Source organism: Achromobacter sp. FW305-C-30-7 (assembly GCF_058783105.1).
In genome coordinates this window covers 495,539-522,078 of record NZ_JBYSYI010000005.1, presented here as the reverse complement: position 1 = coordinate 522,078, position 26,540 = coordinate 495,539, and the positions used below count along the sequence as shown (strand labels likewise).

Here is a 26,540-nt window from a genome sequence, read left to right as displayed (position 1 = left end):
TTGCTCACCACGTTTTCCTGGGCTGCTTCCAACGCCGTGACGCTCTATCGCAAAAAGGCGCTTGCCGCGCAACACTCCGTCGGGCTGGGCGACATCGTCCTGATCCGGCCAGTGTCGTTCGCACTGGTCACCGCCGTGCTGGCGGGCTTCGTGCTGACCATCTGCCTGTTTCTTGCGTTCGGCTCGTACACCAAGCGCGCGACCGTGAGCGGCCAGCTGGCGCCCGACACCGGGCTGATCAAGCTCTACGTGCCGCAGGCCGGCATCGTGCTCGAAAGCCGGGTCCAGGAAGGCCAGCATGTTGCTGCTGGCGACGTGCTCTACGTGGTGTCCGGCGATCAACAAAGCGCCCTGGGCGAGACCCAGGAAGCCATCAGCGGCCAGATCCGGCAGCGCGAAGAAAGTCTGAGGCTGGCGCGCCAGAAGACAGTGCTGCTGCAACAGAGCGAGCACGATAGCCAGACCGCCGCCATCGCCAGCCTGAAGGCGCAACTGGCGGCGATGGACAACCAGATCGCGGGGCAGCGCGCCCGCATCAAGTTGGCCGAAGACAGCGCGAACCGCTATCGCGGCCTGATGGAAAAAGGCTATCTCTCCGCCGAGGAAGCCGACCAGAAGCGCGCCGAGCTGCTGGAACAGCGCAATCAGCTGCAAGCGCTGCTGCGCGACCGCATCGGGCTGGCAACCGACCTGTCCAACCGGCAGGCCGCGCTGGCGGATCTGGCGCTGCGGCAGCAGAACCAGCTGGCGCAGCTGGACCGGGACATGGCCGACATCGCCGTGGACTTGACGCGCAGCGAAGCCAGGCGCCGCATCCTGGTCAGCGCGCCTCAGGCCGGCGTCGTCACCGCCGTGGCCGCCGCCGCGGGACAGGCCGTGGACAACAAACGGCCCCTGGCCACCATCGTTCCCGACGGCGCCAGGCTGCAGGCCGAGCTGCTGGCGCCCAGCCGCGCGGTGGGATTCGTCGCGCCGGGCGATCGGGTGCTGATGCGATTCGCGGCCTACCCATATCAAACGTTCGGGCAGCAGGCCGGCATCGTCCAGACCGTAACGCGCAGCGCATCGCCGGAATGGCAATTGAATGAAGCCGCCGCAAACAATGGCGTCCAGGAGGATATGTACCGCATCACGGTGTCGCTGGACGCTCCGGCGCGCGGACCGCAAGGGCAGACGCTAGCGCTGCGGCCCGGCATGCGGTTGGAGGCGGACATCCTGCAGCAGACGCGCCGCCTGTACCAATGGGCGTTCGATCCCGCCCAGCGGCTGTCGGGGAAACTGTGAACATGCTCGAACGCCTGACGCTGGGAGTCAAACGGCGGGTGCCCAGGCTCCTGCAGACCGAGGCCGCCGAATGCGGCCTGGCCTGCGTGGGCATGATCGCGGGCTACCACGGCCATCAGCAAAGCCTTGCGACCCTGCGCGGCCGCTTTCCCGTATCGCTGAAGGGCGCGACGCTGGCGACGCTGATCCATGTGGCCAGCCAACTGGGGCTGGCGTCGCGGCCGGTCAAGGTCAGTCTGGGAGCCTTGAGCAAGCTGAAGCTGCCTTGCATCCTGCATTGGGAGTTCAATCACTTCGTGGTGCTGACCGCCATCAACGGTCGTTCGGCCACGCTGATCGACCCTGCGTCCGGCACGCGCAGGTGCTCCATCGGCGAACTGTCCGCGTCCTTCACCGGCGTTGCGCTGGAACTATGGCCCACGCCAGACTTCACCGAAGCGCGCGACTACAAGCGCGTGCGGCTGCGCGAACTGACCGGACGGGTATCGGGGTTGGGCGGCGCGTTCTCGCAGGTGCTGCTGCTGGCGCTGGCGCTGGAAATCCTCACCGTGGTCCAGCCTTTTTTCCTGCAATGGGTGGTGGACCATGTCCTGAATACCGGCGATCGCGATCTGCTGACCACGCTGGCGCTGGCCTTCGGCTTGCTGATGATCATGAAACAGCTGACCTCGGTGGCGCGCAGCTGGATGCTGATGGTCCTGGGCACCACGCTGAACCTGCAATGGCGCACCAACGTATTCACCCATCTGCTGCGCCTGCCCGTCGGCTACTTCGAGAAGCGTCACCTGGGCGACGTGGTGTCGCGCTTCGGCGCCATCGACGCCATACAGCGCACCGTGACGACGTCCTTCCTGGAGGCGGTGCTGGACGGCTTGGTCATGCTGATCACGTTGGTGCTGATGTTCCTGTACAGCCCGCCTCTGGCGTGGATCGCGGTGGGTGCGATGGCGCTGTATGGACTGGCCCGCTGGTCCGGCTATGCGCCGCTGCACTACGCAACCGAAGAGCACATCGTGCACGCGGCCAAGGAGCAATCGCATTTCCTCGAGACCGTGCGCGGCGTCAAGGCGATCAAGCTGTTCCAGCACCAGGACGACCGGCGCTCCCGCTGGCTGTCGCTGCTGGTGAACGAGATCAACGCCGACCTGCGCGTGCAGAAGTGGACGCTGTTCTTCCGCACCTTCAATGGCTTGCTGTTCGGCCTGTCCTCCATCGCGATACTCTGGCTGGGCGCAAGGCTGGTGCTGGACGGCCAGTTCACCGTGGGCGCGCTGCTGGCTTTCATCGTCTACAAGACCTTGTTCGACCAGCGAGTGGCGGCCCTGCTGGACAAGCTGGTCGAAGTGAAGATGCTGCGGCTGCAAGGCGAACGCCTGGCTGATATCGTGCGCGAGACGCCCGAGCCCGTCGACGAAATGCCGCGCACCCAGGACGCGCAGGAGCGCTTGCCCGCGATCGAAGTTCGCAACCTACGCTTCCGCTATGGGCCGCAAGAGCCGTATGTGCTGGATGGCGTCAGTTTCAGGATCGAACCCGGCGAATCGGTCGCGATCACGGGGCCTTCCGGCGGCGGCAAGACGACTCTGATCAACATCCTGCTGGGCATTCTGGCGCCGACCGACGGCGAGGTGTTGATCGATGGCGTGCCGGCGCGGGGCGGGGGCGCGGCATCCCTGCGGCGCATCGCCGGCACGGTATTGCAGGACGACGTCCTGTTCGCCGGGTCCATCGGCGAGAACATCAGCTTCTTCGATCCTCAGTACGACTCCGAGCGCGCCAGCCGCTGCGCCCGGATCGCCGCGATCCACGACGACATCAGCGCCATGCCCATGGGCTACAACACGCTGGTGGGAGACATGGGCACGGTCCTGTCCGGCGGCCAGAAGCAGCGCGTGCTGCTGGCGCGGGCCTTGTACAAGCAGCCCGCCATCCTGTTCCTGGACGAGGCCACCAGCCATCTGGATATCGAACGCGAACGGATCGTCAACACGGCGATCGCCAGGCTCAACATGACGCGGGTGATCGTGGCGCACCGCCCCGACACGATTGCGGCGGCCGGACGCGAGATCTCGCTGGTGGCCGGCAAGGTGGCCAGCGACAGCGGGCAGCGGCCTAAACTGGCTTCCCGAACACGCCGCCGCGCCGCGCCACTAGCGTCGCCTGCGTACGATTGAGCACGCCCAGGGTACCCAGGATGGCCGACACATGCGTCTTGACGGTCTTCTCGGTCATGTTCAGGCGTTCCGATATTTCCTTGTTGCGCAGGCCGTCGCACATCAGGCACAACACCTCGCTCTGGCGCGGCGTCAGCGCACGCAGCAAGGCCGCCTCATCCTGACCGCCCGCGAGCAGCGCAGACGAGGAGACGCCACGATACGGTGGCGGGGCCTCGCTGACCGCCTCCAGCGCGGCTGCCAGTTCCTGGCAACTGGCGGACTTGTTCAGAAAGCCCTGCGCGCCGGCCTCCATCGCCCGGCGCATGTCCTCCGGATCCTGCGAAGCCGACAGCACCAGGATGCGTAGTTGCGCGCGGCGCTGGCGCAAGCGCTTGAGCAGCTCGGCCCCGGCCATGTCGGGCAGGTAGAAATCCATGATGACGTGCTGGATCGCCGTCTGCCGGTCCAGCGCGTCCAATGCTTCCTGGCCGCTGGCCGCGGGATGGATCGTCATGCCGGGCATGGCCTGGCCCAGCGCCATGACCAGCGCTTCGCGGAACATGGCGTGGTCGTCAACCAATAACACTGCCGTCATTCGACGTCTCCTGTAAGGGGCACTGCTTTCCTGGCGTACAGCAGGCTCGTCACGTGCTCACGCAGCGCCTGGACTTGCACGGGCTTGTGCAGCAGCGGCACGCCGCGAGCGGCGGCTTCGGTCAGCCGCGCCGGGTCCGTGTCGCCGCTGACCAGCAAGGCAGGCAGATCGGGATCGTTGTATTCCTCGCGCAACCGTTCGATCACATGGATGCCGGTTTCGTGTTCGCGCAGCCGGTAATCGGTGACGATCAGGGCAGGCGTTTCGGCCAGCGGCAGCACGCGCTCGAACAGCGCATTGCCACTGGTCGCGGCGATGACGCGGCAGCCCCAACTTTCGAACAACATGGACAGGCCCGCCAGGTTCTGCGCATCGTCGTCCACCAGCAGCGCCAGCTTGCCGTGCAGGCCGTCTTCGGTTGCAGGCCCCGGAGGCAGCCTCACACCGGCATCGCCGACGGACAGGCCAGCCGCGGCGGGATCCGAAGCCGGCACCGTGACCGTGAACACCGTGCTGCGGCCTGCTTCCGAGCGCAGCGCCAGTTCGTGGCCCAGCAGCCTGGCGGTGCGGCGCACGATGGCCAGGCCGAGACCCAGGCCCTTGCTGCGGTCGCGCTCGGGATTGGCCAGTTGGTGGAACTCCCAGAAGACCCGCTCCTGCTCGGTCTTCGGGATCCCGGAGCCGTTGTCCCAGACCTCGACGCGCAAGCGATTCCCGACCCGGCGGCACCCCACCAGAACGCACCCGCCGTCTGAGTGCACGATGGCGTTGCTGATCAGGTTGCGCAGCATGCGTTCCAGCAGCACCGGATCCGAACGCACGCTGGCCGCGCACGGACGTACCCGCAACCGCATGCCTTTCTCGCCGGCCTGCGGCGCATACTCGGCCTTCAGCTGGTCCAGCAGCGGCTGCATCCTGAACGTCTCGAAGCGAGGCTCGATGACGCCGGCGTCCAGCCGCGAAAGATTCAGCAAGGCGTCGAACAGATGGCCCATCGCGGACAGCGCACTGGTGATGTTGTCGACCAGATAGCGGCCGTGCCGGGACAAGGGTTCATTGGCCAACAGGCCCAGGAACAGGTTCACCGCGTGCACGGGCTGGCGCAGGTCGTGGCTGGCCGCCGCCAAAAAACGGGACTTCTCCAGGTCGCTGCGTTCGGCGGCTATCTTCTCCTGGCGCACCTGTTCCAGCAGCGCCAGGTTCTCATACCCCAGCCGCAGCGCATCGAGGTGGGTGCGGTTCATGCGATGGATGAAGGCCAGGGTAGCGACCAAATAGGCCAGACCGCCCGTCACCAGCGCCAGATGGATGGCCGATGGCTGCGCCGCGAGCGCGATGAACATCGGCGCGAAAGCCGGCACCTCGAACGCGTACATCACCGGCAGCAGCATGTAGTTCGAATAGATGGCGCCCGTGCCCAGCCCGAACAGGATGACGATGAAGAACAGCTGGTATTCCAGCGGGACGAAAAACGTCCAGTAGGCCAGCGGCAATCCCCACAGAATGCCGGAACACAGATTGCCGGCCAGCATGCGGCGCACCCAGCGCTGCGCCGCCGCCGGATCCGCGCGACGGCGGTCGTACGCCACCACCGCGGCCCAGCGCAGCACGCCCACCATCAGCGTGGCGCCCAGCCACAGCATGATCTCGTGCAGGGGCAACACGCCGACCAAGGCAAACGCAGAAAAACAGGCGCTGATCAGCGACCCGGCCAGGGCGAACGGAAAGCTTCGGCGCAATGCGTCGACCTGCACCTGACGGATGCGGGCGGCATAGGACGAACTTGGCGGCGTAGAGGCGGAAGTCGGGCCGATGGCGGGCTGCAATTGGGTGGGATGCTACGTGCGAGGGACCTGCCGCTTGCGCAGGCGCGGGTCGAAGCGTGTGCGGATTTTAGTCCTATTGGCGGGCTTCGGCGGGTATCGCGTGAATCTCAAGCGGCCTTGACATTCCCACAGTGGAAAACCTCAGGATTTTCGCCATGGCCCGAGCAAAAGCGCTACATGGCCGCGCCTCTGTGGCCGGCACTGCGCCCGCGGCGGGCAGACTCATCGGACGCAATCCGACGGCCCGATGTTCGACGACTTGGAGGATAGATCCCGATGAAACTGCCCGCATCCAGACAAGAGCTCCTGCGCAACATCCGCGACCGGCACCGACAGTTCCGCATAGAGACGGCCACCATCCGCGCAAGCCTTTACCGCAAGACGGCGGAGGTGGGACACGCTCATCGCGTGCACATCGATGCTGCAACCGTATTGATCGACGTAATTCTCTGGAACACGATGATCCTGCAGTGCGCTGCGGCGGGAACGCGGGAGGCCGGCGCCTCGTATTACAGCCGGGAGGCCATGCTGGAAAGAGTCGGCCGGCTGGCTCATGCATTCCGGCGCGATTTCACCGGCCGTAGTCTTCACGACTTGCATGAACTGACCAGGCTCGGACAGGAGCGCGTGGTCAGCAGCGTGGAGCTGCATTCGGAAGTAGCGCTCTTCGCGCCCTCGAGCGAAGGAGCCGAAACGCTGGGCGGCCAACTCCAGATCTTCACTTGCATGGCATATGCCAACGCGCTGTCGAAGTTGCGCGCGTGGAAACAGGTCGTATAGCAGGTATCAACACCGGGCTATCGCTGAGCCCAGCCGCCACCTCAAGACGACTGGCAAAACCCCTGGGGACTAGCGATGCCCCCAGGGGTTCACGCCGCCGGCGGATGCCTAGGCGCCAGCGGGCGACTGCACCGTATGCTCCGACCACCCTCCTCCCAGCGCTTTGTAAAGCCCGATCAAATTGTTCAAGCGGGTCAGGCGTGTCCGCACCAGGATTTGCTGTGCGCCGTATAGCGAGCGATAGGCTTCAAGCAAGGTGAGATAGTCGTCCACGCCTTCCTGAAAGCGCAGCTCTGCCAGCTCGTACGCACTGCGGCTGGCCGCCACCGCCAACTGCTCCGAACGGATCTGGTCGTCGAGCGTGCGCTTACCCGCCAATCCATCGGCCACCTCACGGAACGCCACCTGAATCGCCTTCTCGTAGCTGGCGATCTCGATACGCTTCTGTACATGCGCCACTTCCAGATTGGCCAGCAAGGCGCCGCCCCGGAAAATGGGCAGCGTGATCTGCGGCAGGAAGGTCCAGGCCCGCGACCCGGAATCGAACAAGCCATCCAGGGATGCGCTGGCGGAACCCGCCGAGCCCGTCAGGCTGATCGCCGGCAGAAAGGCCGCGCGCGCAGCGCCAATATTGGCGTTGGCACCACGCAGCATCTGCTCTGCCGCACGGATGTCAGGCCGGCGGACCAGCAAGTCGGATGGCAGCCCGGTCGGCAAATCCGTCGGAACGATACCGTCGGGCAGCGTTATCGCTTCGTCCAGCTGACTGGACAACGTGGGCGTCAACGGCTGCCCCAGCACCAGCACCAGGGCATTGCGGTCCTGCGACACTTGCCGGGTGTAAGCGGAGCGGTAGGCTTCCGCGTTGCGCAACGCAATCTCCGCCAGGCGCAAATCGAGTTGCGTCGAATTGCCTGCCGCGACCAGATCGGCCGTCAGATCGTACGAACGCTTTTGCGTCGCCAGGGTATCTTCCGTCAGACGCAGCAGTTCCTGGTCAGCGCGCAGCGTGAGATACGCATTGGCCACTTCGGAAACCAGGCTCAGTTGCGCGGCGATCCGGGTTTCCTCCAGCGCCAGATAGGAGGCCAGGGCCTGGTCGCTGAGGCTGCGGATGCGGCCCCAGAAATCCAGTTCCCAGGCGGCCGTCACGCCGGCCACATCGTAGCGTCTGGCGACGTGGCCGGCCTGCGCGGCCCCGAGATCGCCTGGAATGCGCTCGGATGCGCCGCTGGCCGAGACGCTCAGGTTCGGCAGTATGGCGGCGCGCTGGATCCGGTACAGCGCCTGCGCCGCCTCGACGTTGAGTGCGGCCCGGCGCATATCCCGGTTGTTGTGCAGCGAAATTTCTATCAATTGCTGCAATAGCGGGTCACGGAAAAAGTCGCGCCATCCTATGTCGGCCGCAGCCATCGCATCAGGCTGTTGCTGCACGTCCTGAGCATCCGGCGTATAGCTCGCGTCGACGGGAGCTTCCGGGCGTTCGTACTTCGGCGCCAAGGAGCACCCAGTCAACGCGACCGCAAGGACGAGCGGCGCAAGCATGCCGGCGTGCCGGGAACGAGTAAAGCGGTACGTCATGTCGAAATTCCTCCTGGCCATCATGCGTGCTGGTCGCCCGAACGGGCTAAGGCTTGGCGGGCTTCCCGGCGCAGCGCCAGCTTGCGCACGACGACATAGAACACGGGCGTGAGCAGCAGGCCGAACAGTGTCACGCCCACCATGCCCGCAAATACGGCGATACCCATGGCATGGCGCATCTCCGCGCCAGCGCCCGTGGCAAGCACCAGCGGCACCACGCCGGCAATGAACGCGAACGAAGTCATCAGAATGGGGCGCAGGCGCAGACGGGCCGCCTCCAGGACCGCCGCCAGCGGATCGGCGCCCTCTTCTTCCTTGGTGCGGGCAAATTCCACAATCAAGATGGCGTTCTTGGCGGCCAGCCCCACCAGCACCACGAAGCCGATCTGCGTGAAGATGTTGTTGTCTCCACCGGATAGCCAGACGCCACCTATCGCCGAGAGCAACGCCATGGGTGCAATGAGCAGCACGGCGAACGGCAGCGACCAGCTGTTGTATTGGGCTGCGAGGATAAGGAAGGCCAGCAGCACCGCCAGGGGAAAGATGTAAAGCGCCGAATTTCCAGCCTGCTTTTCCTGGTAGACGAGGTCCGTCCACTCATACGCCATACCTTCCGGCAAGGTCTCGCGGACGATGCGTTCTATCGCATCAGTCGCCTGCCCCGAGGAATAGCCCGGCGCGGGGCCGCCGCTGATATCCGCCGACGGAAAGCCGTTGTGGCGGATGACTCTGTCCGGACCGGACCCGCGTGTCAGAGTCACGAACGCGCTCAGCGGAATCATCTCACCGCTGTTGTTCCGCACTTTGAGCATGCCGATGTCATCGGCCTGCATGCGGAACGGCGCGTCGGCCTGCGCCATGACCCGGTAAGTGCGTCCGAAGCGGTTGAAGTCATTGACGTAGAGCGATCCCAGGTTGATCTGCAGGGTCTCGAACACGTCCGTCAGCGACACTCCCAGGGACTTGGCCTTCACGCGATCGACGTCCACCTGCAATTGCGGCGCGTTGGTCTGGAAACTGGCCAGCATGTTTGCCAGTTCGGGAGCCTGCATGGCCTTGGCCATGATCTGACCCTGCGCCTGCATCAGCGCCTCGAACCCCATTCCGGCGCGGTCCTCGATTTGCAGCTTGAAGCCACCCATGGCCCCCAGTCCTGGCACGGGAGGCGGCGGGAAAATGCCCAGGAACCCATCCGGAATCTGGCTGAACTTGCCCATCAGCTTTCCTGCGATGGCGTTGGCGGAAAGCGAAGGGTCCTGGCGCTCATCGAAGGGTTTGAGCATGGCGAACATCAGCGCCGAGTTCGGCACGTTTACCGGACCGTTGACCGAAAGTCCGGGGAAGGCAACCACGCTCTCCACGCCGGGTTCGGCCAGCGCGATCTCGGACATCTGCTTCACGGCCGCCTCCGTCCGGTCGAGCGAAGCGCCGCTGGGCAACTGCGCGATTCCCACCAGGAAATACTTATCCTGGGCCGGCACGAATCCATTCGGCACCTGGTTGAAGCCCAGCCATGTCAGGCCGACAAAGCCGGCGTATAGCAGCAGCACGATGACGCTGCCGCGCACCGCGCGGCGCACGGTGCCGACATACGCGTGCGAGGCGCTGTCGAAGAAGAAGTTGAAGCGCCGGAAGAATCCGCCCAACGCCCTGCCCATAACGCGCGACAACCAGTCGGCCTTGGCAGCGTCTTGGTGCGGCTTGAGCAGGATGGCCGCGAGCGCGGGCGACAGGGTGAGGGAATTGATGGCGGAGAGTATGGTCGAGATGGCGATGGTCAGCGCGAACTGGCGATAGAACTCGCCCTGCAATCCGGAAAGGAACGCCGAAGGAATGAAGACGGCCGCCAGCACCGAGGTGATCGCGATAATCGGTCCCGTCACCTCATCCATGGCCTTGATCGCAGCCTGCCGCGGGGATTCTCCCAGGGCCATGTGCCGCTCCACGTTCTCGACCACCACGATGGCGTCGTCCACCACAATGCCGATCGATAACACCAGGCCGAACAGCGACAAGGTGTTGAGCGAAAAGCCGAACATGTGCATCAGCGCGAAGGTGCCCACCAGCGACACCGGCACGGCCACGAGCGGAATGATGGAGGCCCGCCAGGTCTGCAGGAACAGCACCACCACAATCACCACCAGAATGATGGCCTCCAGCAGCGTGACTGCTACGGATTGCAGCGAGGCGCGCACGAAGACGGTGGGATCATAGGCAATCCGGTACTCCACATCTTGCGGGAAGCTTTGCTGCAGCTCCTGCATCTTGGCACGGACCGCATTGGAAACGTCGATGGCGTTGGCGCCAGGACTCTGGATGATCTGCAGGGCCGGCGCCGACTCGCCATTGAGCAGGCTGCGCAGGGTGTAGGAATCCGCGCCCAAGGACACCCGGGCGACGTCGCGCAGCCGGGTGACCTGGCCATCGGCGCCGGTCTTCACAACGATGTCGCCGAACTGTTCCGTACTCGTCAGGCGGCCCAGGGTATTGACGGTCACCTGGAAGGCGGACGAGGTATCCGGCTGCTGGCCCACGGATCCCGCGGCGACCTGCACGTTTTGCTCTCGAAGGGCCGCGACCACATCGCTGGCGGTCAAGCCGCGCGCGGCAACGCTGGTGGGGTCCAGCCAGACGCGCATGGAGTATTCGCCGGCGCCCCAGACCAGAACGTCGCCGATGCCCGGCAGCCGTGCGAGTTCGTCGCGCACCTGCCGAATGGCGAAGTTCGACAAGTACAGGGGGTCGTAGCGCTTTTCGGGCGAAACGAGGTGTACCACCATCAACACATCGGGTGAGGTCTTCTGCGTCACGACCCCGATGCGCTGCACCTCCTGCGGCAAGCGCGGCAAGGCGCGCGAGACCCGGTTCTGCACCTGGATCTGCGCCATGTCCGGGTCCGTCCCCTGCTTGAACGCGATGGTGAGCACCATCTGGCCGTCGACCGCCATCTGGGAGCTCATGTAAAGCATGCCCTCGACGCCGTTGATCACCTGTTCCAGAGGGGCTGCGACGGTATCGGCGATCACCTGCGGATTGGCGCCGGGATAGCTCGCGGTCACCTGCACCGTGGGCGGCGTGACGGCAGGGTATTCGCTCAGCGGCAGCTGCCAGAAAGCGATGCCGCCCGCCAGCAGCATCAACAGCGACAGGACGATGGCGAAGATCGGCCTGGCAATGAAGAAATGGGGAAACTTCATTGGCGGGTCTCCGTGGAGCCGGCAGCGGCGCCATCGCCCGCATTGCCGGCCTTCTGCGCTGCGATGGCTACCTGTTGCATGGGCACCAGACGAGGCGTGACCGTCATGCCGGGACGCACCAGACCCTTGATGATGATTTTTTCTCCGGCCTGCAAGCCGCTATTGATGATGCGCAAGCCATCCGCCATCTGGCCCAGCTCCACCGCGCGGTACTGGGCCTGATGGTCCTGGCCTACAACCAGGACGTAGTTCTTCCCTTGGTCCGTGCCGACCGCCAGGTCATCGACCAGAATGGCCGGGCGCTCAACGCCCGTCGCCAGCCTGGCGCGCGCGAACAGTCCCGGAGCCAGCAGGCCGTCGGGATTCGGCACGACGGCGCGGACGCGGATCGTGCCTGTGCGCCGGTCGACCTGATTGCCCACGAAGTCGAGCATGCCCTGGTGAGGAAAGCCCCGATCCGTCGTCAGCGCCACGGCTACCGGCAACGACGGTTTTCCGCCGCGAGAGTCGGGCCGGACCTGTCTTACGGCATTGAGATAGGTCGCTTCGTCTATGTCGAAGTACACATGCACTGGGTCGATCGACACTATCGTCGTCAGCAGGTTGGCCACGCCCGCCGCGCCGCCGTTGACCAGATTGCCCTCGGTCACCAGAACCCGGTCGACACGCCCCGAAATCGGCGCGGTGATGCGTGCGTAGGACAGGTCGAGCCGCGCCGCGGCGACGGCCGCCTTGGCCACCAGGATCTCCGCCTGGCGAGCGTTGCGCGCGGAGACGGCGTCGTCATAGGTCTTGCGCGAAACGGCTCCGGTGGCCACCAGTCGCTGGGCGCGGTCGAAGTCGCCCTGGGCCTGGCTGGCCAGGGCCTCGGCCTGGCGCAGCTGTGCCGTGGCGGTATCGAGCGCAACCTGAAATGGCCGCGGATCGATCTGAAACAGCTGTTGCCCTTTGCGCACCAGGCTGCCCTCCGGAACGCTGACGGCATCGACCGCCCCGCTTACGCGTGACCGCAATTCAACGGTCTCCGGAGCCGAGAGGTATCCGGTGAAGTCGGTCGATGGCGAGATGACGCGCTGAATCACTTCGGCCACCGGCACCTGTGGCGCCATCGGCGCGACCACTGCGCCCGTCGGGGCCCCCGTCTTGCTTTCATCTCCGGAGGACTCGCCGGCCGCTAACGCAATGGTTCCGGCCGCCGCGATGGCTCCTGCCGTCACAACAATTCTGAATTTTCGACGCATCGACTTGCCCCTTCTGTACAGCAGGGCTTCGGCCCTTCCGAAGCTTCTCTGCAGCAATTCGGCAAGGCTAGGCATTACAACAACGGGAAGGTCAAGCCCGCGCTTGCAGGCGCTTCAGGCTATTGACCTTGCAATCGTTGGAAGGAATAGATTTGGGCCGTTGTCTGAAGACCGGAAGGCATCTTGATGCCGTCCCATACCAATCTGAAGTACTCGGAACAATCATGCAGAACCTCTCTCACGATGAACCTCAATCCCACGCGATGGGGCCTGCGATGACGGCTGCGCTCATCGAGGGAGCCGCGACATGAGCGGCAAAACAGTGGATATCCGGCAGGCGCGAACCCGACTGCCGCTTCTGGACGGACAGACCATACTCGAGGCGGCTCTGCAGCATGACGTTGCCTATCCGCACGGCTGTCGTTCCGGCCGCTGCGGAAGCTGCAAATCCCGCCTGATTGAAGGCGAGGCGGAAATGCTGCCGCACTCGCGCTACGCGTTGACGGACGAAGAAAAGGCCCGCGGCTACGTTCTGGCGTGCCGCGCGGTGCCGAAAACCGATGTGGCGGTGGCCTGGCTCGGGACCGACGACTTGGCGGCCGCCGCGCCCGTCCAGCATCTGGAAGGGTTTGTCGTTTCCATGGACGAACTGACGCACGACATCAGGCGCGTCAGGATTCGGCCAGACGGAACGGACGCCTTGGCGTTCGCCGCCGGGCAATATGCCGACATTACATTCGGCCAGTCGCCGGCACGCAGCTACTCAATGGCCAACAGGCCGGGCGATTCCGAACTGGAATTCCACATCCGCCGGGTTCAGGGCGGGGTCACGTCGGGCTATGTCCACACCGCGCTGCAGCCTGGCGAACGCGTCACACTCCGCGCTCCGCTCGGGTCCTCGCATCTACGCCAACAGCATTCCGGACCGATGCTTTGCATCGCCGGCGGATCGGGATTGGCTCCCATCAACTCAATCGTCGAAACCGCGCTCGCGCACGGCATGAGGCAGCCGATACACGTCTACTTCGGCGCGCGCATGGCACGGGATCTTTATTTCGTCGAGCATTTCCAGGAACTGGCTCGCCGCCACGCCAACCTGAGCTTTGTGCCGGTGTTGTCCGAAACGCAGGCGGCGCAATACCGGACGGGCGTCGTCACGCAAGCGGTCGGAGAAGACTTGGCGGACCTCAACAATTGGAAAACCTATGTCGCCGGCCCGCCAGCGATGATGGAGGCAGCCATGGCGCTCGCATTCGAGCGCGGCCTGAACGTCCAGGACATGCACGCCGACGTCTTTTTTACGCCACAGTAGCCCGGTCTCCCGCCAGGCCCCGCAGCAGCGGACACGCTTGACCTTCCCACGTTGGCAAGCCTCAGGCTTCCCTCATGCCCCCCTCCCCATGAGCAAGGAGACTTCCATGAACATCGGCGAAGCGTCCAAGACATCCAAGGTCTCGGCAAAGATGATCCGCTACTACGAGCAGATCGGCCTGATACCCGCGGCGCAGCGGACCACGTCCGGCTACCGCGCCTACAACCGGATCGACATCCACCGGCTCCACTTCATCCGCCGCGCCCGCAATCTGGGCTTTTCGGTGGCCGAAACCAAGGATCTGCTGGGCCTGTGGCACGACCAATCGCGCCAAAGCGCGGACGTCAAGCGCGTGGCCCAGGAACACCTGGCCGAACTGGACCGGCGCATCGAAAGCATGCGGCAAATGGCCGAGACGCTCAAGACGCTGATCCGGTGCTGCGCGGGCGACGAGCGGTCCAACTGCCCCATCCTGCATACCCTTGAGCAGCCCGACGACAGAGAGCCGGAGCCTGCCGCGCGCAGCGGCGCGGTGCAGCGGCGCTTTCGCAGCGGCAGACCGGCGAAACCCGCGTCAGCTTGCTGAGGACCTGGAATCAGATATGCCAAAAATCACCGTTCTTCCGCATGCCGAACTGGCGCCTGAAGGCGCCGAGCTCGAGGTGCGGGCCGGCACCACGATCTGCGAGGCCTTGCTGGCCAACGGCATTGAAATAGAACACGCCTGCGACATGAGCAGCGCCTGCACGACCTGCCACTGCATCGTGCGCAAGGGCTTTGAATCCTTGAACGAAGCCAATGAGAGCGAGGACGATCTGCTTGACCGGGCCTGGGGGCTGGAAGCGCAGTCCCGCCTGAGCTGTCAGGCCATCGTGGCCGAAGTGGACCTTACCGTCGCCATTCCCAAGTACACGGTCAACCATGCCAAGGAGGAGCATTAGGATCTGGCTGGGGTGTCAGGGATTTCGGCCAATGAGCCTCGCGTCCTATCGGCCTCCCGCCTCATACATGTCCCACGCCTGCCCGGCGCTGGCGTTGTCGTGGATCATGGCCATCAGTGCCCGCACCACTGACGACGGATCGGCGTGCTGATAGACGTTTCGGCCGTACACCAGCCCCACTGCGCCCTCGTCGAGCAACTCGCGCGACCGCTCAAAGACCTGCCGCAAGTCCTCCCGGCCGCCGCCGCGCACCAGCACGGGGCAGCGCGCGGCCTGCACCACGCGATGGAAATCGCGCGTGGCGGTCGTGGGGTCGGCCTTGACGATATCGGCGCCCATTTCGCGTGCCAGCCTCACCAGGGTGACGATCTTCTCGGCGTCGCCATCGACCATATAGCCGCCGCGCGCGGAGTGTGGCGCCATGACCAGGGGCTCGATCATCAGCGGCATGCCGTAGCGATCGCAGTCCGCGCGCACGCGGGCGATGTTGGCGACGCACTGGCGGAACAAGTCGGGTTCGTCCGGCAGCATGAACAAGTTGACGACCACGCAGGCCGCGTCCATCTGGACGGCGGGCAGCACCGGGTCTTGTTCGTTCTGCAGCACGGCCCACATGACGCGGTGGGTGGTGGCGTTGTAGGGATTTCCCATATCCAGGCGCATGACCAGCGCGGGCTTGTCCCGGCCGGGGCGTTGTTGGAGCAGGTCGGCCTGACCGTAGTTCAGCTGGATGGCGTCGGGGCGCGCCGCCGCCAGTTGTTCCATCACGGCCGGCATGTCCTCCAGCCCGGACAGGAAGCCGGGTTCATTGCAGACGCCATGATCGACGGCGATGTCCAGGCAGCGGCCGTTGGTCAGCAGCCGGTTCAGGCGCGCTTCTTTTCTGTGCAGCATGGGGATTCCTTGTTCAATCCAGTGTTTGCAGGTGGCGCCCGGCCGCCTGGTCGATGACGGCAAGGTCTTCAGGCGAGAGCGCCAGCGCGGCGGCGGCGGCGTTCTGCGTGGCCTGCTGTGGCGTGCGTGCGCCGCATAGCGCCACGGTCACGCCGCCCGGCCGTGTGGTCCAGGCGATCATCAGCTGCGAAATCGGGCAGTCCAGCCGCTGGCGCAGGGGCTCCAGTTCCGCGAAGAAGCCTTGCAGCCGGCCCCGGTTGGCGACGCTGAAGCGGGGGTTGCCGGCGCGCTGATCGTCGCCGGTAAAGCGGCGGCCGGGGTCGATAGGGCCGGCCAACAGGCCGAGCGCCAGCGAGGAATACCCGAGGATGCCGACGTTGTGGTTGCGGCACAGCGGCATCAGCGTCGATTCGATTTCGCGGTCGATCAGGCTGTAGCGTTCCTGGATGGCGTCGACCGGGCCGTGGCGCAAGTACTCGGCCAGAGTGCCGGAATCCACGTTGCTGACGCCGATGGCGCGGATCTTTCCTTGCCGCTTCAGATCCAGCAAGGCGTCCATGGTCTCGGCGACGGGCGTACCGGCGTCTTGCCAGTGGGTGATGTAGAGGTCGATGTAATCCGTCTGCAGGCGCGCCAGGCTTTGTTCCACTTCATGGAAGATGGAGGCGCGGCCCAGGTGGCGATGCACGGCCTGGCCGTCCTCGTCGAAGAAATGTTCGCCTTGGCGCGTGTGCCAGACCAGTCCGCATTTGGTGGCGATGACCGCTTGCTGGCGGCGCCCCTTGAGCGCCTGGCCGACCAGGCTTTCGGCGTGCCCCAGGCCATAAGCGGGTGCGGTGTCGATAAGCCGCACGCCCGCGTCGACGGATGCCTGGATGGCGGCAATGGCGGCAGCGTCGTCCGCGCCGCCCCACATCCAGCCGCCCATGGCCCAGGTGCCCAGGCCGACGGATTCGCAAGCGATGCCGGACGCGCCCAGTGTTGTAGTCTTCATCGGGAACCCTTTCTGACGTTCATGAGATGGTCAACGGTGACGGCGGCCAGCAGGATCAGCCCCTTGACGACGTCTTGCCAGTAGGGCGACACGTCCAGCAGGATGAGCGAGCTGGTGACGACCGACAACAAGGCCAGGCCCAGCACCGCACCCAGCACGGTGCCCGAGCCGCCTTTGAGGCTGGCGCCGCCGATTACCACCGCCGCGATGACATTGAGCTCCATGCCCACGCCGAAGTTGGGCGTGGCGGCGCCGAAACGAGCCGTGTAGACCACGCCGGCAACCCCGGCCAGGGTCGAGCACAGCACCGTGACCCAGAACTTCACGCGTCCGGTGCGGATGCCGGCATAGAGCGCGGCCTTTTCATTGCTGCCGGTGTAGAACACCTTGCGCAACAGGGCCGCGCGGCGCAATGCGAAGTCGCTGACGATGACGATGACGGCGAAGATCAGGATGACGGCGGGAATGCCGCCGATGGATCCCTGGCCGATGAACTTGAATTGCGGCGGCAGCGAGAACAACGATTGCGGCGTGCCTTGGGTGATTGCCAGGCACAGACCGCGCACGATCACCATGAACGCCAGCGACGCGATGAAATGGCTGAGGCCGATGCGTGTGACGCAGCCGCCGATGAGCGCGCCCACCATCGTGCACACGGCGATCGCAGCCAGGCTGGCGGTCCATGGGTCCAGTCCCATCAGGAAGAGCTTGCCGGTAATGACCATGGCCAGGCAGACCACCGAGCCCACCGACAGATCGATGCCGCCGACAATGACCAGGATGGTCATGCCGACCACCACGATGCCTTCGATGGAAAACGACAGCAGCATGGCGCGCACGTTTTCCCAGGTCAGGAAATGCGGCGACGCGAAGCTCATCACCACGCACAGCGCGGCGATGATCAGCAGCAGCCCCGCTTCGCGGAAGCTGCCCAGCCGCCGCCCCAGGCGGGGACCTGGCGGCAGGCTGGCGGCGGGAGGCGGCAGGACCGCTTCCGCCGCGGGGTGGGATTTCAGGTCGCTCATCATGTCGCCTCCTGGGCGGACAGGCCCGAGGCCAGCCGCAGCAGTCTTTCTTCCGTCATGTCGCTTGCCGCCAGTTCGCCGGCGAGCCTGCCATTGCGTATGACCAGGGCCCGGTCGCACAGGCCGATGATCTCCGGTAGTTCGGACGAGATCACCACCACGCCCACGCCCTGGTTGGCCAGCTCGCGCAGAAGGTGGTGGATCTCGGACTTGGCGCCGACATCCACGCCGCGCGTGGGTTCGTCCATCAGCAGCACCGAGGGGCGGGTGGCCAGCAGTTTGGCGATGGCCACTTTTTGCTGGTTGCCGCCCGACAGGCAGCTGGCGTCGATAGCCACGCCGTCGGACTTGAGCTTGAGCCGTGCGCCCAGTTCGACCGCCAGGCTGCGTTCCGCTGCCCGCTTGAGCAGGCCGAAGCGCGAACTGATGCGGCCCAGCGCCATGGAGGACACACTCTGTTCGATCGGCATGTCCAGAAACAGGCCGGCGGCCTTGCGGTCTTCGCTCAGGTAGGCTATGCCGTGGCGCAGGGCGTCGGCATAGCGGCGCAGCCGCAGAGGCCGGCCCCGCAGCCGCACCGCGCCACGCCGCGCGCGCCGCAGGCCGCACACGGTTTCGGCCAGTTCGCTGCGGCCCGCGCCCATCAGGCCGGAGATGCCCAGGATTTCGCCCCGGCGCAGCGTGAACGAAATGCCGTGGACATTCGCGCCATCGGCGATGTCCTCCACTTCCAGCAGAACCTCGGCAGGCGCGTCGCCAGCGGTCTGCCGGGGCGGGTAATAGTTGCCCAGGTCGCGTCCCACCATGCAGCGCACCAGCGCGTCTGGAGAGAGCGCCGCGATATCGGCGCTGTGCACGTCGCGGCCGTCGCGCAGCACCGTGACGCGGTCGCAGTGCTCGAAGATCTCGGCCATGCGGTGGCTGATGTAGACAATGCCGATGCCTTGGGCTTTCAGGTCGTGCAACACGCGGAACAGCGCCACGGACTCGACTTCGGTCAGCGCGGCCGTGGGTTCGTCCAGGATCAGCACCTTGCAGTCCAGCGTCAAGGCGCGGGCGATCTCGACCAGCTGCTGGCTGGATATGCCCAGCGCATCCACCCGCAAGCCCGGGTCGATGTCCTGGCCCAGCCGCCGCAGCACGCCCGCGGCGCGCTGGTTCAGGCTGGCATAGTCCATCCAGGCCTGCGCGCCGGCACTGATCGCGGGCATGAAAATGTTCTCGGCCACGGTGGCGTCGCCGCACAGCGCGATTTCCTGGTGGACCAGGCCGATGCCCAGGCGCATGGCATGGGCCGGCCCATTGATGACTACACGCTGACCTTCCAGGTAGATGTCGCCGCTGTCCGGCTGGTGGATGCCGTCGATGATCTTCATCAACGTCGACTTGCCGGCGCCGTTCTCGCCGCACAAGGCATGGATTTCGCCCCGGCGCAGCGTGAAGCGCACGTCGGCCAGGGCCTTGGACGCGCCGAACTGCTTGCTGATGCCCTGCAGTTCCAGCAGCGCTGCGGTCGCGTTCATTCGTTGATGCCCTTGGTGCCACGACGCGCCAGGTACTTGTCCCAATAAAAGTCGTCGGCGTTCGCCTTGCTGACGATGGACAGGCCGTTGTCCAGGAACGGCACCGCCATGGGGTTGGTGCCGTTGCGCTTGGCGTCGTTCATCGGGTCGATCAGTTGCTGGTTGCGGGCCAGAAACAGCAGCATCATCCCCATGTAGCCCTGCACGCCCTGGTTCGGGTTGACGGAACCAAAGACCTCGCCGGACTTGATCATGTCCAGGATCTTGGCGTTCACGTCGCAGCACAAGACCTTGATGTTCTTCTTGGTTTCGATCGATGCCTGTGCCGCGCCCAGCGCCGAATTGGCTTCGGGCATGAACAGGGCGCCCAGGCCGGGGTTGGCCTGGGCCAGGCTCAGCGTGGCCTGGTAGGCCTTGTTCGGGTCCTGGTTGCTGGCCGCGCGGCCCACCAGCTTCATCCCGGGATGCTGGGTCTTCATGCGGTTGATGAAGGCGGCGACGCGGCGGTCATGGTTGTCCTGGCCGGGATTTTCCAGCACCGCGTATTCGCCCTTGCCGTTGAGCGCGGCGGCGAGGGCGTCGGCGGCCTGCGCGCCTTCGCGGTCATTGTCGGACGTGACAAAGGACACGCGCTTGGAATTGGGAGAGTCGGCCGCGAAGGTCACCACCGGGATGCCCATGGCCGCGGCGCGGTTGATGGGCTCGATGAAGGGGTCGGGATTCATGGGGTGCAACAGGATGCCGGCCGGCTTGCGCGCCAGTTCCTGTTCGAACGAGGCCAACTGCTTGTTGACGTCATATTCGGGCGTACCCGAATAGCGGGTCCGCACGCCGAGCGAATGGCCCAGCTGCTTCATCATTTCGTAGACAGGGAACCAGTACTCCACCCCGGACACCATCACGTTCATCACGTAGACGTCGTTCGCGTTGCCGCGCAGCCCGGGGGCTTGCGGAGTGTTCTGCGCAAAGGCGTTGGCTCCCGCCAGGCTGGCGCCCGCCGCCGCTACGGTCTTCAAGAAATCTCGTCTCATGTTCCGCTCCTTTTTTTCGCAAAGATCCAAGAACCCTGGAGCCCTCGGTGCCTGTAGTTCAACCTGTCCGGGTCGAATCGTTGTTATGACATCGACGAACTATATTGCACGGCAAATTTTTAGATTACTAGGGGAAACACTGCTATCCTGAGTGAGATTTCTGTAGACAATGTTATGACATGAAAACAGACATCTACCTAGGCATAGACATGGGCTCCACGGGCCTGAAGGCGGTTGCCTTCGAGGCCGGGAGCGGCGCCACGCTGGCCGCATCGGGCGGCGCGCTGCCCTACCGGCAGTTGGCGCAAGGCGGTTGCGAGCTGTCCGCGGACGCCATCGAGGCGGCGCTGGCGCTGGCCTTGCAAGGCGTGGCGGCGCAACTGGGCAGGCGCGTGGCGGACGTACGCGCGCTCTGCTGCACGGGCCATGGCGCAGGCCTGTATGCGCTGGATGCAAGCGGCCAATTGCTGGAGGGCCGCGCGGTGGCATCGACCGACCAGCGCGCCGCCGCCCGCGCCCGGGCGCTGGACCGCAGCATGGGGGATGCGCTGTATGACGAAGTGGGGTGCCGGCCGTGGGCCGGACAGTCGTCACTGATCGCCGCGGAGCTTTTCAACGCGAACGCCGGCCAGCTCCATCGCATTCGCCACCTGCTGTTCGCCAAGGACTATCTGGGGTTCCTGTTGACCGGCGAGATCGCCACGGACGCCAGCGACGCCAGCACCGCGGGCCTGCTGTCGCTCAAGGCCGGGGCCTGGTCCACGATGGCTTTCGAGGCCGCCGGCCTGTCTGGCCTGGCGGCCACGGCGCTGGCGCCCATCGCGCCCAGCGGCACGGTGATCGGCCGGCTGCGGCCGGCCCAGGCGGCCACCTTCGGCTTGCCCGCCGGCCTGCCCGTGGCACTGGGCGCGATCGATCTGCTCGCCTCACTGAAGGCGGTGAGCGCGGAGCGCCAGGGCCATGCCGTGGCCGTGCTCGGCACCTGGTGCGTGAATGCCGTGGTGGCGCCAACTCGCGAGCCGAAACCGGAGGTCGGCGCCATCGTCAGCTTCGGCGATCCGGGCCGCAGGCTCTATCTGGAAAACAGCCCGTCGTCGATGGCGAACGTGGTCTGGCTGGCGCGCACCTTGCAGTTCCCGGACGCAGCCGCGGCGGTGGAATGCGCGATGGACGTGCCCTTGGGCGCCGACGGCCTGCGATTTCTGCCCTTCATCAACGGCGGAAGCTGGCCGGCGGGAGCCTGCGCGGGCTATGTCGGCCTGCAAGGACATCACACCCGCGCGCACATGGCTCGCGCCGTGATCGACGCCGTGGTGGCGCTGCATGCGTGGCATCTGAAACGCCTGGCGGCGCTTGGGCTGGGCGTGCCAGGCAGGGTCGCCGCCCTGGGCGGCGGCGCTCGGGACTTGCGCTTGGCGCGTCTGCTGGCGGGCTTTCTGGGCCATGCCGTGGAACGCTGCGGCGACGACGAAACCGGCGCGCGTGGCGCCGCCTTGTATGCCGCGCTATCGCAAAATCCCGGCGGCGACGGCTTGCTGCCCGCTCCATGCGAACGGGTCGAACCGCTAGCTGCCGAAGCGCAGGCGCATGCCGATTTCTACGCCAGCTTCCATGGCTTGGTGGACAGCATGGCTCCCGCCTTCGGCCATCTTGCGGGGCCGGCCCGATGACCCCGCGCACACCGCCCTTCGCGCGTCCGGCCTCATTGGCGGGCCGTCATTTTTCGACGGTGATCGTGGGCGCGGGCATCAACGGCGCGGGCGTATTCCGCGACCTGTCGCTGCAAGGCGTGGACTGCCTGATCGTGGACAAAGACGATGTGGCTGCTGGCGCCAGCAGCGCGCCGTCGCGCATGATCCACGGCGGCTTGCGCTACCTGGAAAGCGGCGCATTTTCCCTGGTGGCGGAAGCCACGCGCGAACGCAATCTGCTGCTGCGCAACGCGGCGCATCTGGTGCATCCGCTGGAAACCGTGGTGCCGCTATCCAGCCGCTTCGGCGGCTTGTGGGGCAGCATGTTGCGCTTTGCCGGCCTGAGCGCCTCGCCTGGCGCGCGGGGACTGTGCGTGGTGGGGCTGGGCTTGCGCCTCTACGACCGGCTGGGCCGCAGCCAGCGCGTCATGCCGGAACATCGCATCGAGCGCGTACCGCAGGCGGACGGCGCGCTGTTCGGCACGGACGTACGCTGGACAGCCACTTACTACGATGCCTGGATACGGCATCCGGAATGGCTGGTGCTGGAGCTGATCGACGATGCCCATCGCGGCCATCCGGCCTCGGTCGCATCGAACTATTGCAGCGTGACGGCATGCCAGGGCCGCACCATCACGCTGCGCGACGCGCTGACCGGACAATCCGTGCAAGTGACCGCCGATACGGTGGTCAATGCGACGGGGGCCTGGCTGGACCGCGCCGCCGGCGCGCTGCAAGGCGCCGGCTCACGCGTCATGGGCACCAAGGGGTCACACCTGATCCTGGACCATCCCGCGCTGCGCTCGGCGCTTCAAGGCCGCATGGCTTACTTCGAGGCGTCCGACGGCCGGGTGTGCATTGTCTACCCCTTCCTGGACCGGGTGCTGGTGGGCTCCACCGATATACCGGTGGAGGATCCGGACCTTGCCGCGACCGAGCCGGCGGAGATCGACTACCTGCTTGGCGTTCTGCGCGAGGTGTTTCCTCGCCTGGATTTCAGCCGCAATGACGTGGTCTACACTTATGTGGGAGTCAGGCCGCTGGCCCAGTCCGATGCCGACAAGCCTGGACAGATATCGCGCGATCACGCGGTGGTGATCGACCCGCCCAACGCACGGCGCGAGGTCCCCATGGTGTGCCTGGTGGGCGGAAAATGGACCACCTTCCGTTCGCTGGCGCAATTGGCAGCCGACGCGGTGCTGCAACAACTGGGCCGCGCGCGGCGGCAGTCAACCGAGCAGGTGGCGATCGGCGGCGGGGCGGGCATGCCCGCCGATGCTCCGGGGCGGCAACGCTTTCTGGACAGCATCCAGGCGGCCACCGCCTTGGACCGCGAGCGCGTCACCGAACTGTTCATGCGCTATGGTTCACGGGCGGACGCCGTGGCGGCGGATTTCGCGGCTGCGGGCGATAAACCCTTGCGCCACGCGCCGGACCATTCCGCGGCCGAGATCCGCTATCTGTGCCGTGAAACGGCCGTGCAGCACCTGACCGATCTGGTGATCCGACGCACCCTGCTGGCCATCCGCGGCCATGTCACCCCGGCGCTGCTGGCTGAATTGGCCGATATCGCCGCGGCCGAGCTAGGCTGGAACGCCGAGCGCCGGCAGACCGAGTTACGGGCCTGCACCGCGACGCTGCGGGACCGGCATTGTGTTCAACTTCCTGCGGACGAGGCGTCCTGGGCAAAGCCCGCCGATTCCGCCCTGACCGCAGGTTCGATTTCCAACTCTTTGACGACATGAGCAGCCCCATCTCCACCGAAGCCATATTGGACCGCAGCGCCGGCGCCCCGCTCTGGGCGCAGTTCCGCGACGTGGTGCGCGGCAAGATCCTGCAAGGCGAACTGGCCGTGGGCGACAAGCTGCCCACCGAGGCGGAGTTCGGCGAGCAATATGGCATTTCGCGCATCGTCGTGCGCGAAGCGCTGGCGGACCTGGTCCGCAACGGCCTGATCTACAAGATACGCGGCCAGGGCGCCTTCGTGTCGGCGCGCGAACGCGACGAAGATTTCGTTTCCACCGTGCTGGGATTTTCGGACGAAATGGAACGCAAGGGCCGCACGGTGCGCACCCAGGTGCTGCGGCAGGAACTGCGTGCGCCGACTGCGCACGAGGCCAGTTCGCTGGGGCTGGCCGAAGACGGCCAGGTGGTGGCGCTCAAGCGGCTGCGCAGCGTCGATGGCGAACTGCAATTGCTGGTGGAAACCGCCGTGCCCGCGGACCTGGTACCGGGGCTGCATCGCACCCGTTTGGAAAACCGTTCGCTCTACGACGTGCTGCGCCGACAGTACGGCCTGCGCATCGTGCGCGCGGAACGTTGGATAGACGCCGTGCAACCGGACGCGGAGACCTGCGAATTGCTGGGAATGAAAGAACCCGAACCCTTGCTGCGCATCGAGTCCATCGCCTATGGCGCCAACGGACGTCCGCTGGAACACTACCGCGCCTTGCACCGCTGCAAGTCCAGCCGGCTGCATGTGCAGACCACTACCTGACGCATCAAGGCGCTTGCATCAGTGGCAACGTGACGGTGTTTAGGATCGTCTGCACCCGGCACTGCTACATCGCCTGCCCCATCATCATCTGCCTGCGCTTCGCCGATCGGTTTTGTTGGCCGCTCTTGGCCTCTGCCGCTGCCTGTCTTCCTTGTCCTTGGTCATCTTGCTCGCCTTCGATTGCGATGTTGAATCGCGTATCGGGGTGTCCGTGAAACGGGGGCAAGATCAGCCCTCGCGCCTCTTGCCAGCTGGTCCCGAACCAGTTTACATTCGAGAATGCTTCCTATTATTGTTTCGATGCGCAAGAGTGATGCATGAGTTTTTTGTCTGATCAATCGCCTGCCGTGAATGTTGAGTCGCTCTATTGCAACGACCATAGATGGTTGCAGGGTTGGCTGCGCCGCAAACTGGGCAACGCGCACGATGCCGCAGATCTCGCTCACGATACGTTCCTGCGCATCCTGTCATCGCAGGCGTTCAATCAGCATTACAGCAACGAACCACGTGCCTTGCTCACGCACATCGCCAAGGGCCTGGTGGTCGATCACTGGCGCAGAAAGGCGGTCGAGACGGCATACCTGGACGCCATCTCGCAGCTTCCCGCGCAGCACGCACCTTCTGCCGAAACTCGCCTGCTCATCATAGAAGCGCTGGTGCGCATCGACACCATGCTTGCCAGCATGACGCCACGCATCCGCCAGGTCTTCCTGATGGCACAGCTTCACGGTATGACGCTGGCTCAGATCTCCGAACACATGACGATGCCGCTGATCACCGTGCGACGCGATATCCAGAAAGCCTTGCTCGCCTGCCTGGCCGTGGCCTGAGCCTCTCCGGACACACCGTCATGTCTTCCACCACTGCCGTCATCGACAGCAGGATCCTGAAAGAGGCGGCGGCTTGGGCCATCACCTTTCAGTATGAATCACCTTCAGTCGCCGATCGTCAAGCTCTTGAGCTCTGGTGTCGCAAGAGCCCAGCACACGCCGCCGCCTGGATGCGGACGCAAGCCATCTTCCATGTCTTCGACGAGGTTCCTCGCGAAATCGGAGCGGAGGCGCTGGAGAGCCTGCAACGCAGCAACGGTCGTCGCCGCAGCCTGCGTACGGTGGGCATGTTGCTGGTGGTTGCGCCGCTAGGCATGCTGGCTTTGCGTTACGTACCGTGGCGGGAATGGACCGCCGATGTAAGCACGACAGCAGGCGAGCGCAAGCAACTGACGCTGCCCGACGAGTCGCATCTGGCGCTCAACACCCGCAGCGCGGTCAATATCAAGTTCAGCGATACCGAACGCCGGATCCGTCTGGTCGCGGGCGAGGTGCTTATTTCCACGCAGAAGGACCGCGTGGCCACGCCGCGACCGTTTCTGCTGGATACGCCGGCTGGCGTCGTGCGGGCGCTGGGCACACGCTTCAATGTGCGGCAGATCGATTCCGACAGGTTTCGGGTTGCCGTGTTGGAGAGCGCCGTCGAGATCCGCCCCTTTGGAGGCACGCCCCGCATTGTGCGTGAGGGCGAGCAAGCCGAGTTCGATGGGACGGGCGTGGGCAGCATTGCCCGCATCGAAAACCACGTCGGCCTGTGGGAGAAGGGCATTTTGCTGGTCAAGGGCATGCGTCTGGCTGACGTCATTGCCGAAATTGCCCGCTATCGTGCGGGCGTGTTGCGCTGTGATCCGGCCGTGGCCGATCTGCGCGTATCGGGATCGCTGCCCATCGGCGACACCGATGCGGCCCTGGCCGTGCTGGCCGAATCGTTGCCGCTCAAGATAGAGAGTCGCTCGAAATACTGGGTGACAGTGCTTGCAAGAGATTGATGCCTCTTTGGCCCGTTCGTGACAAAGCTCGCCACGAGCGAAGGCGATTCGGAACTTACATCTTGCAATGAGCATATTTTTCGTCTCGTTCGGTGTACCGCTGTAAGACGCCATTGAGGGCGTCCGAGGTATTCACCCCTACTGACGAAAGGT

At 65.2% G+C, this 26,540-nt stretch carries 20 protein-coding genes and 1 pseudogene; 11 read left to right on the top strand and 10 right to left on the bottom strand.

Going from position 1 to position 26,540, the window contains the following annotated elements; all coding sequences use genetic code 11:
* Nucleotides 1–1,284 (top strand): HlyD family secretion protein, encoded by a 1,284-nt coding sequence (locus AC3WOB_RS19320; protein ID WP_492275902.1) that lies wholly within the window; start codon nt 1–3, stop codon nt 1,282–1,284.
* Nucleotides 1,281–3,458, top strand: a complete 2,178-nt coding sequence (locus AC3WOB_RS19315; protein WP_492275901.1) for a peptidase domain-containing ABC transporter — start codon at nt 1,281–1,283, stop codon at nt 3,456–3,458. The genes AC3WOB_RS19320 and AC3WOB_RS19315 overlap by 4 nt, the downstream gene beginning before the upstream one ends.
* On the opposite strand, the gene AC3WOB_RS19310 is transcribed toward AC3WOB_RS19315, so the two are convergent.
* Nucleotides 3,397–4,035 (bottom strand): response regulator transcription factor, encoded by a 639-nt coding sequence (locus tag AC3WOB_RS19310; protein WP_492275900.1) that lies wholly within the window; start codon nt 4,033–4,035, stop codon nt 3,397–3,399. The genes AC3WOB_RS19315 and AC3WOB_RS19310 overlap by 62 nt on opposite strands.
* A complete protein-coding gene (locus AC3WOB_RS19305) occupies nt 4,032–5,861 on the bottom strand; it encodes an ATP-binding response regulator (protein ID WP_492275899.1) in 1,830 nt (609 codons plus the stop codon). The genes AC3WOB_RS19310 and AC3WOB_RS19305 overlap by 4 nt, the downstream gene beginning before the upstream one ends.
* 276 nt (nt 5,862–6,137) lie before the next feature.
* On the opposite strand from AC3WOB_RS19305, the gene AC3WOB_RS19300 reads away from it, so the two are divergent.
* Nucleotides 6,138–6,641 carry a ClbS/DfsB family four-helix bundle protein gene (locus tag AC3WOB_RS19300; protein ID WP_492275898.1) on the top strand — a complete coding sequence of 168 codons (504 nt, stop codon included), beginning with the start codon at nt 6,138–6,140 and terminating at the stop codon, nt 6,639–6,641.
* A gap of 108 nt (nt 6,642–6,749) precedes the next feature.
* Here the strand turns inward: AC3WOB_RS19300 and AC3WOB_RS19295 are convergent, their stop codons facing one another.
* Genes AC3WOB_RS19295 through AC3WOB_RS19285 form a run of 3 tightly spaced genes read right to left on the bottom strand, consistent with a single transcriptional unit; the run spans nt 6,750 to nt 12,735 of the window.
* A complete protein-coding gene (locus AC3WOB_RS19295; RefSeq protein ID WP_492275897.1) occupies nt 6,750–8,222 on the bottom strand; it encodes an efflux transporter outer membrane subunit in 1,473 nt (490 codons plus the stop codon).
* Between the two features lie 20 nt (nt 8,223–8,242).
* A complete protein-coding gene (locus AC3WOB_RS19290) occupies nt 8,243–11,419 on the bottom strand; it encodes an efflux RND transporter permease subunit (RefSeq protein ID WP_492275896.1) in 3,177 nt (1,058 codons plus the stop codon).
* Entirely contained in the window at nt 11,416–12,735 is a 1,320-nt protein-coding gene (locus tag AC3WOB_RS19285; protein WP_492275895.1) for an efflux RND transporter periplasmic adaptor subunit, read from the bottom strand. The genes AC3WOB_RS19290 and AC3WOB_RS19285 overlap by 4 nt, the downstream gene beginning before the upstream one ends.
* A 232-nt stretch (nt 12,736–12,967) precedes the next feature.
* On the opposite strand from AC3WOB_RS19285, the gene AC3WOB_RS19280 reads away from it, so the two are divergent.
* The 3 genes and pseudogenes from AC3WOB_RS19280 (at nt 12,968) to fdx (ending at nt 14,913) form a co-directional block, all read left to right on the top strand.
* Nucleotides 12,968–13,972: a 2Fe-2S iron-sulfur cluster-binding protein gene (locus tag AC3WOB_RS19280; RefSeq protein WP_492275894.1), complete on the top strand. Its 1,005-nt coding sequence runs from the start codon at nt 12,968–12,970 to the stop codon at nt 13,970–13,972.
* A gap of 106 nt (nt 13,973–14,078) precedes the next feature.
* Nucleotides 14,079–14,474: pseudogene (cueR, locus tag AC3WOB_RS19275) on the top strand (Cu(I)-responsive transcriptional regulator); the annotation flags it as partial.
* 100 nt (nt 14,475–14,574) lie between these two features.
* A complete protein-coding gene (gene fdx, locus AC3WOB_RS19270) occupies nt 14,575–14,913 on the top strand; it encodes an ISC system 2Fe-2S type ferredoxin (RefSeq protein ID WP_492275893.1) in 339 nt (112 codons plus the stop codon).
* 45 nt (nt 14,914–14,958) lie between these two features.
* Here fdx and AC3WOB_RS19265 read toward each other — a convergent pair whose 3' ends face one another.
* The 5 genes from AC3WOB_RS19265 to AC3WOB_RS19245 are packed head-to-tail and all read right to left on the bottom strand — an operon-like array spanning nt 14,959 to nt 20,380.
* Nucleotides 14,959–15,807 carry a class I fructose-bisphosphate aldolase gene (locus AC3WOB_RS19265; protein ID WP_207468849.1) on the bottom strand — a complete coding sequence of 283 codons (849 nt, stop codon included), beginning with the start codon at nt 15,805–15,807 and terminating at the stop codon, nt 14,959–14,961.
* A gap of 13 nt (nt 15,808–15,820) precedes the next feature.
* The gene (locus AC3WOB_RS19260; RefSeq protein ID WP_492275892.1) at nt 15,821–16,801 is read right to left on the bottom strand and encodes an aldo/keto reductase; all 981 of its coding nucleotides are present in this window, start codon (nt 16,799–16,801) and stop codon (nt 15,821–15,823) included.
* A complete protein-coding gene (locus AC3WOB_RS19255; RefSeq protein WP_492275891.1) occupies nt 16,798–17,829 on the bottom strand; it encodes an ABC transporter permease in 1,032 nt (343 codons plus the stop codon). The genes AC3WOB_RS19260 and AC3WOB_RS19255 overlap by 4 nt, the downstream gene beginning before the upstream one ends.
* Nucleotides 17,826–19,349 carry a sugar ABC transporter ATP-binding protein gene (locus AC3WOB_RS19250; protein ID WP_492275890.1) on the bottom strand — a complete coding sequence of 508 codons (1,524 nt, stop codon included), beginning with the start codon at nt 19,347–19,349 and terminating at the stop codon, nt 17,826–17,828. The genes AC3WOB_RS19255 and AC3WOB_RS19250 overlap by 4 nt, the downstream gene beginning before the upstream one ends.
* Nucleotides 19,346–20,380: a substrate-binding domain-containing protein gene (locus AC3WOB_RS19245; RefSeq protein ID WP_492275889.1), complete on the bottom strand. Its 1,035-nt coding sequence runs from the start codon at nt 20,378–20,380 to the stop codon at nt 19,346–19,348. The genes AC3WOB_RS19250 and AC3WOB_RS19245 overlap by 4 nt, the downstream gene beginning before the upstream one ends.
* 179 nt (nt 20,381–20,559) lie before the next feature.
* On the opposite strand from AC3WOB_RS19245, the gene AC3WOB_RS19240 reads away from it, so the two are divergent.
* The 5 genes from AC3WOB_RS19240 to AC3WOB_RS19220 all read left to right on the top strand — a co-directional run bounded on the left by AC3WOB_RS19240 (nt 20,560) and on the right by AC3WOB_RS19220 (nt 26,387).
* Nucleotides 20,560–22,050, top strand: coding sequence for an FGGY family carbohydrate kinase (locus AC3WOB_RS19240; RefSeq protein ID WP_492275888.1), 1,491 nt, complete (start codon nt 20,560–20,562; stop codon nt 22,048–22,050).
* Nucleotides 22,047–23,816, top strand: a complete 1,770-nt coding sequence (locus AC3WOB_RS19235) for a glycerol-3-phosphate dehydrogenase/oxidase (RefSeq protein ID WP_492275887.1) — start codon at nt 22,047–22,049, stop codon at nt 23,814–23,816. The genes AC3WOB_RS19240 and AC3WOB_RS19235 overlap by 4 nt, the downstream gene beginning before the upstream one ends.
* Nucleotides 23,813–24,568 carry a GntR family transcriptional regulator gene (locus AC3WOB_RS19230; RefSeq protein ID WP_013391175.1) on the top strand — a complete coding sequence of 252 codons (756 nt, stop codon included), beginning with the start codon at nt 23,813–23,815 and terminating at the stop codon, nt 24,566–24,568. The genes AC3WOB_RS19235 and AC3WOB_RS19230 overlap by 4 nt, the downstream gene beginning before the upstream one ends.
* A 317-nt stretch (nt 24,569–24,885) precedes the next feature.
* Nucleotides 24,886–25,398, top strand: coding sequence for a sigma-70 family RNA polymerase sigma factor (locus AC3WOB_RS19225; RefSeq protein ID WP_492275886.1), 513 nt, complete (start codon nt 24,886–24,888; stop codon nt 25,396–25,398).
* 20 nt (nt 25,399–25,418) lie between these two features.
* Nucleotides 25,419–26,387, top strand: a complete 969-nt coding sequence (locus AC3WOB_RS19220) for a FecR domain-containing protein (protein WP_013391173.1) — start codon at nt 25,419–25,421, stop codon at nt 26,385–26,387.
* Nucleotides 26,388–26,540: the final 153 nt, after the last annotated feature.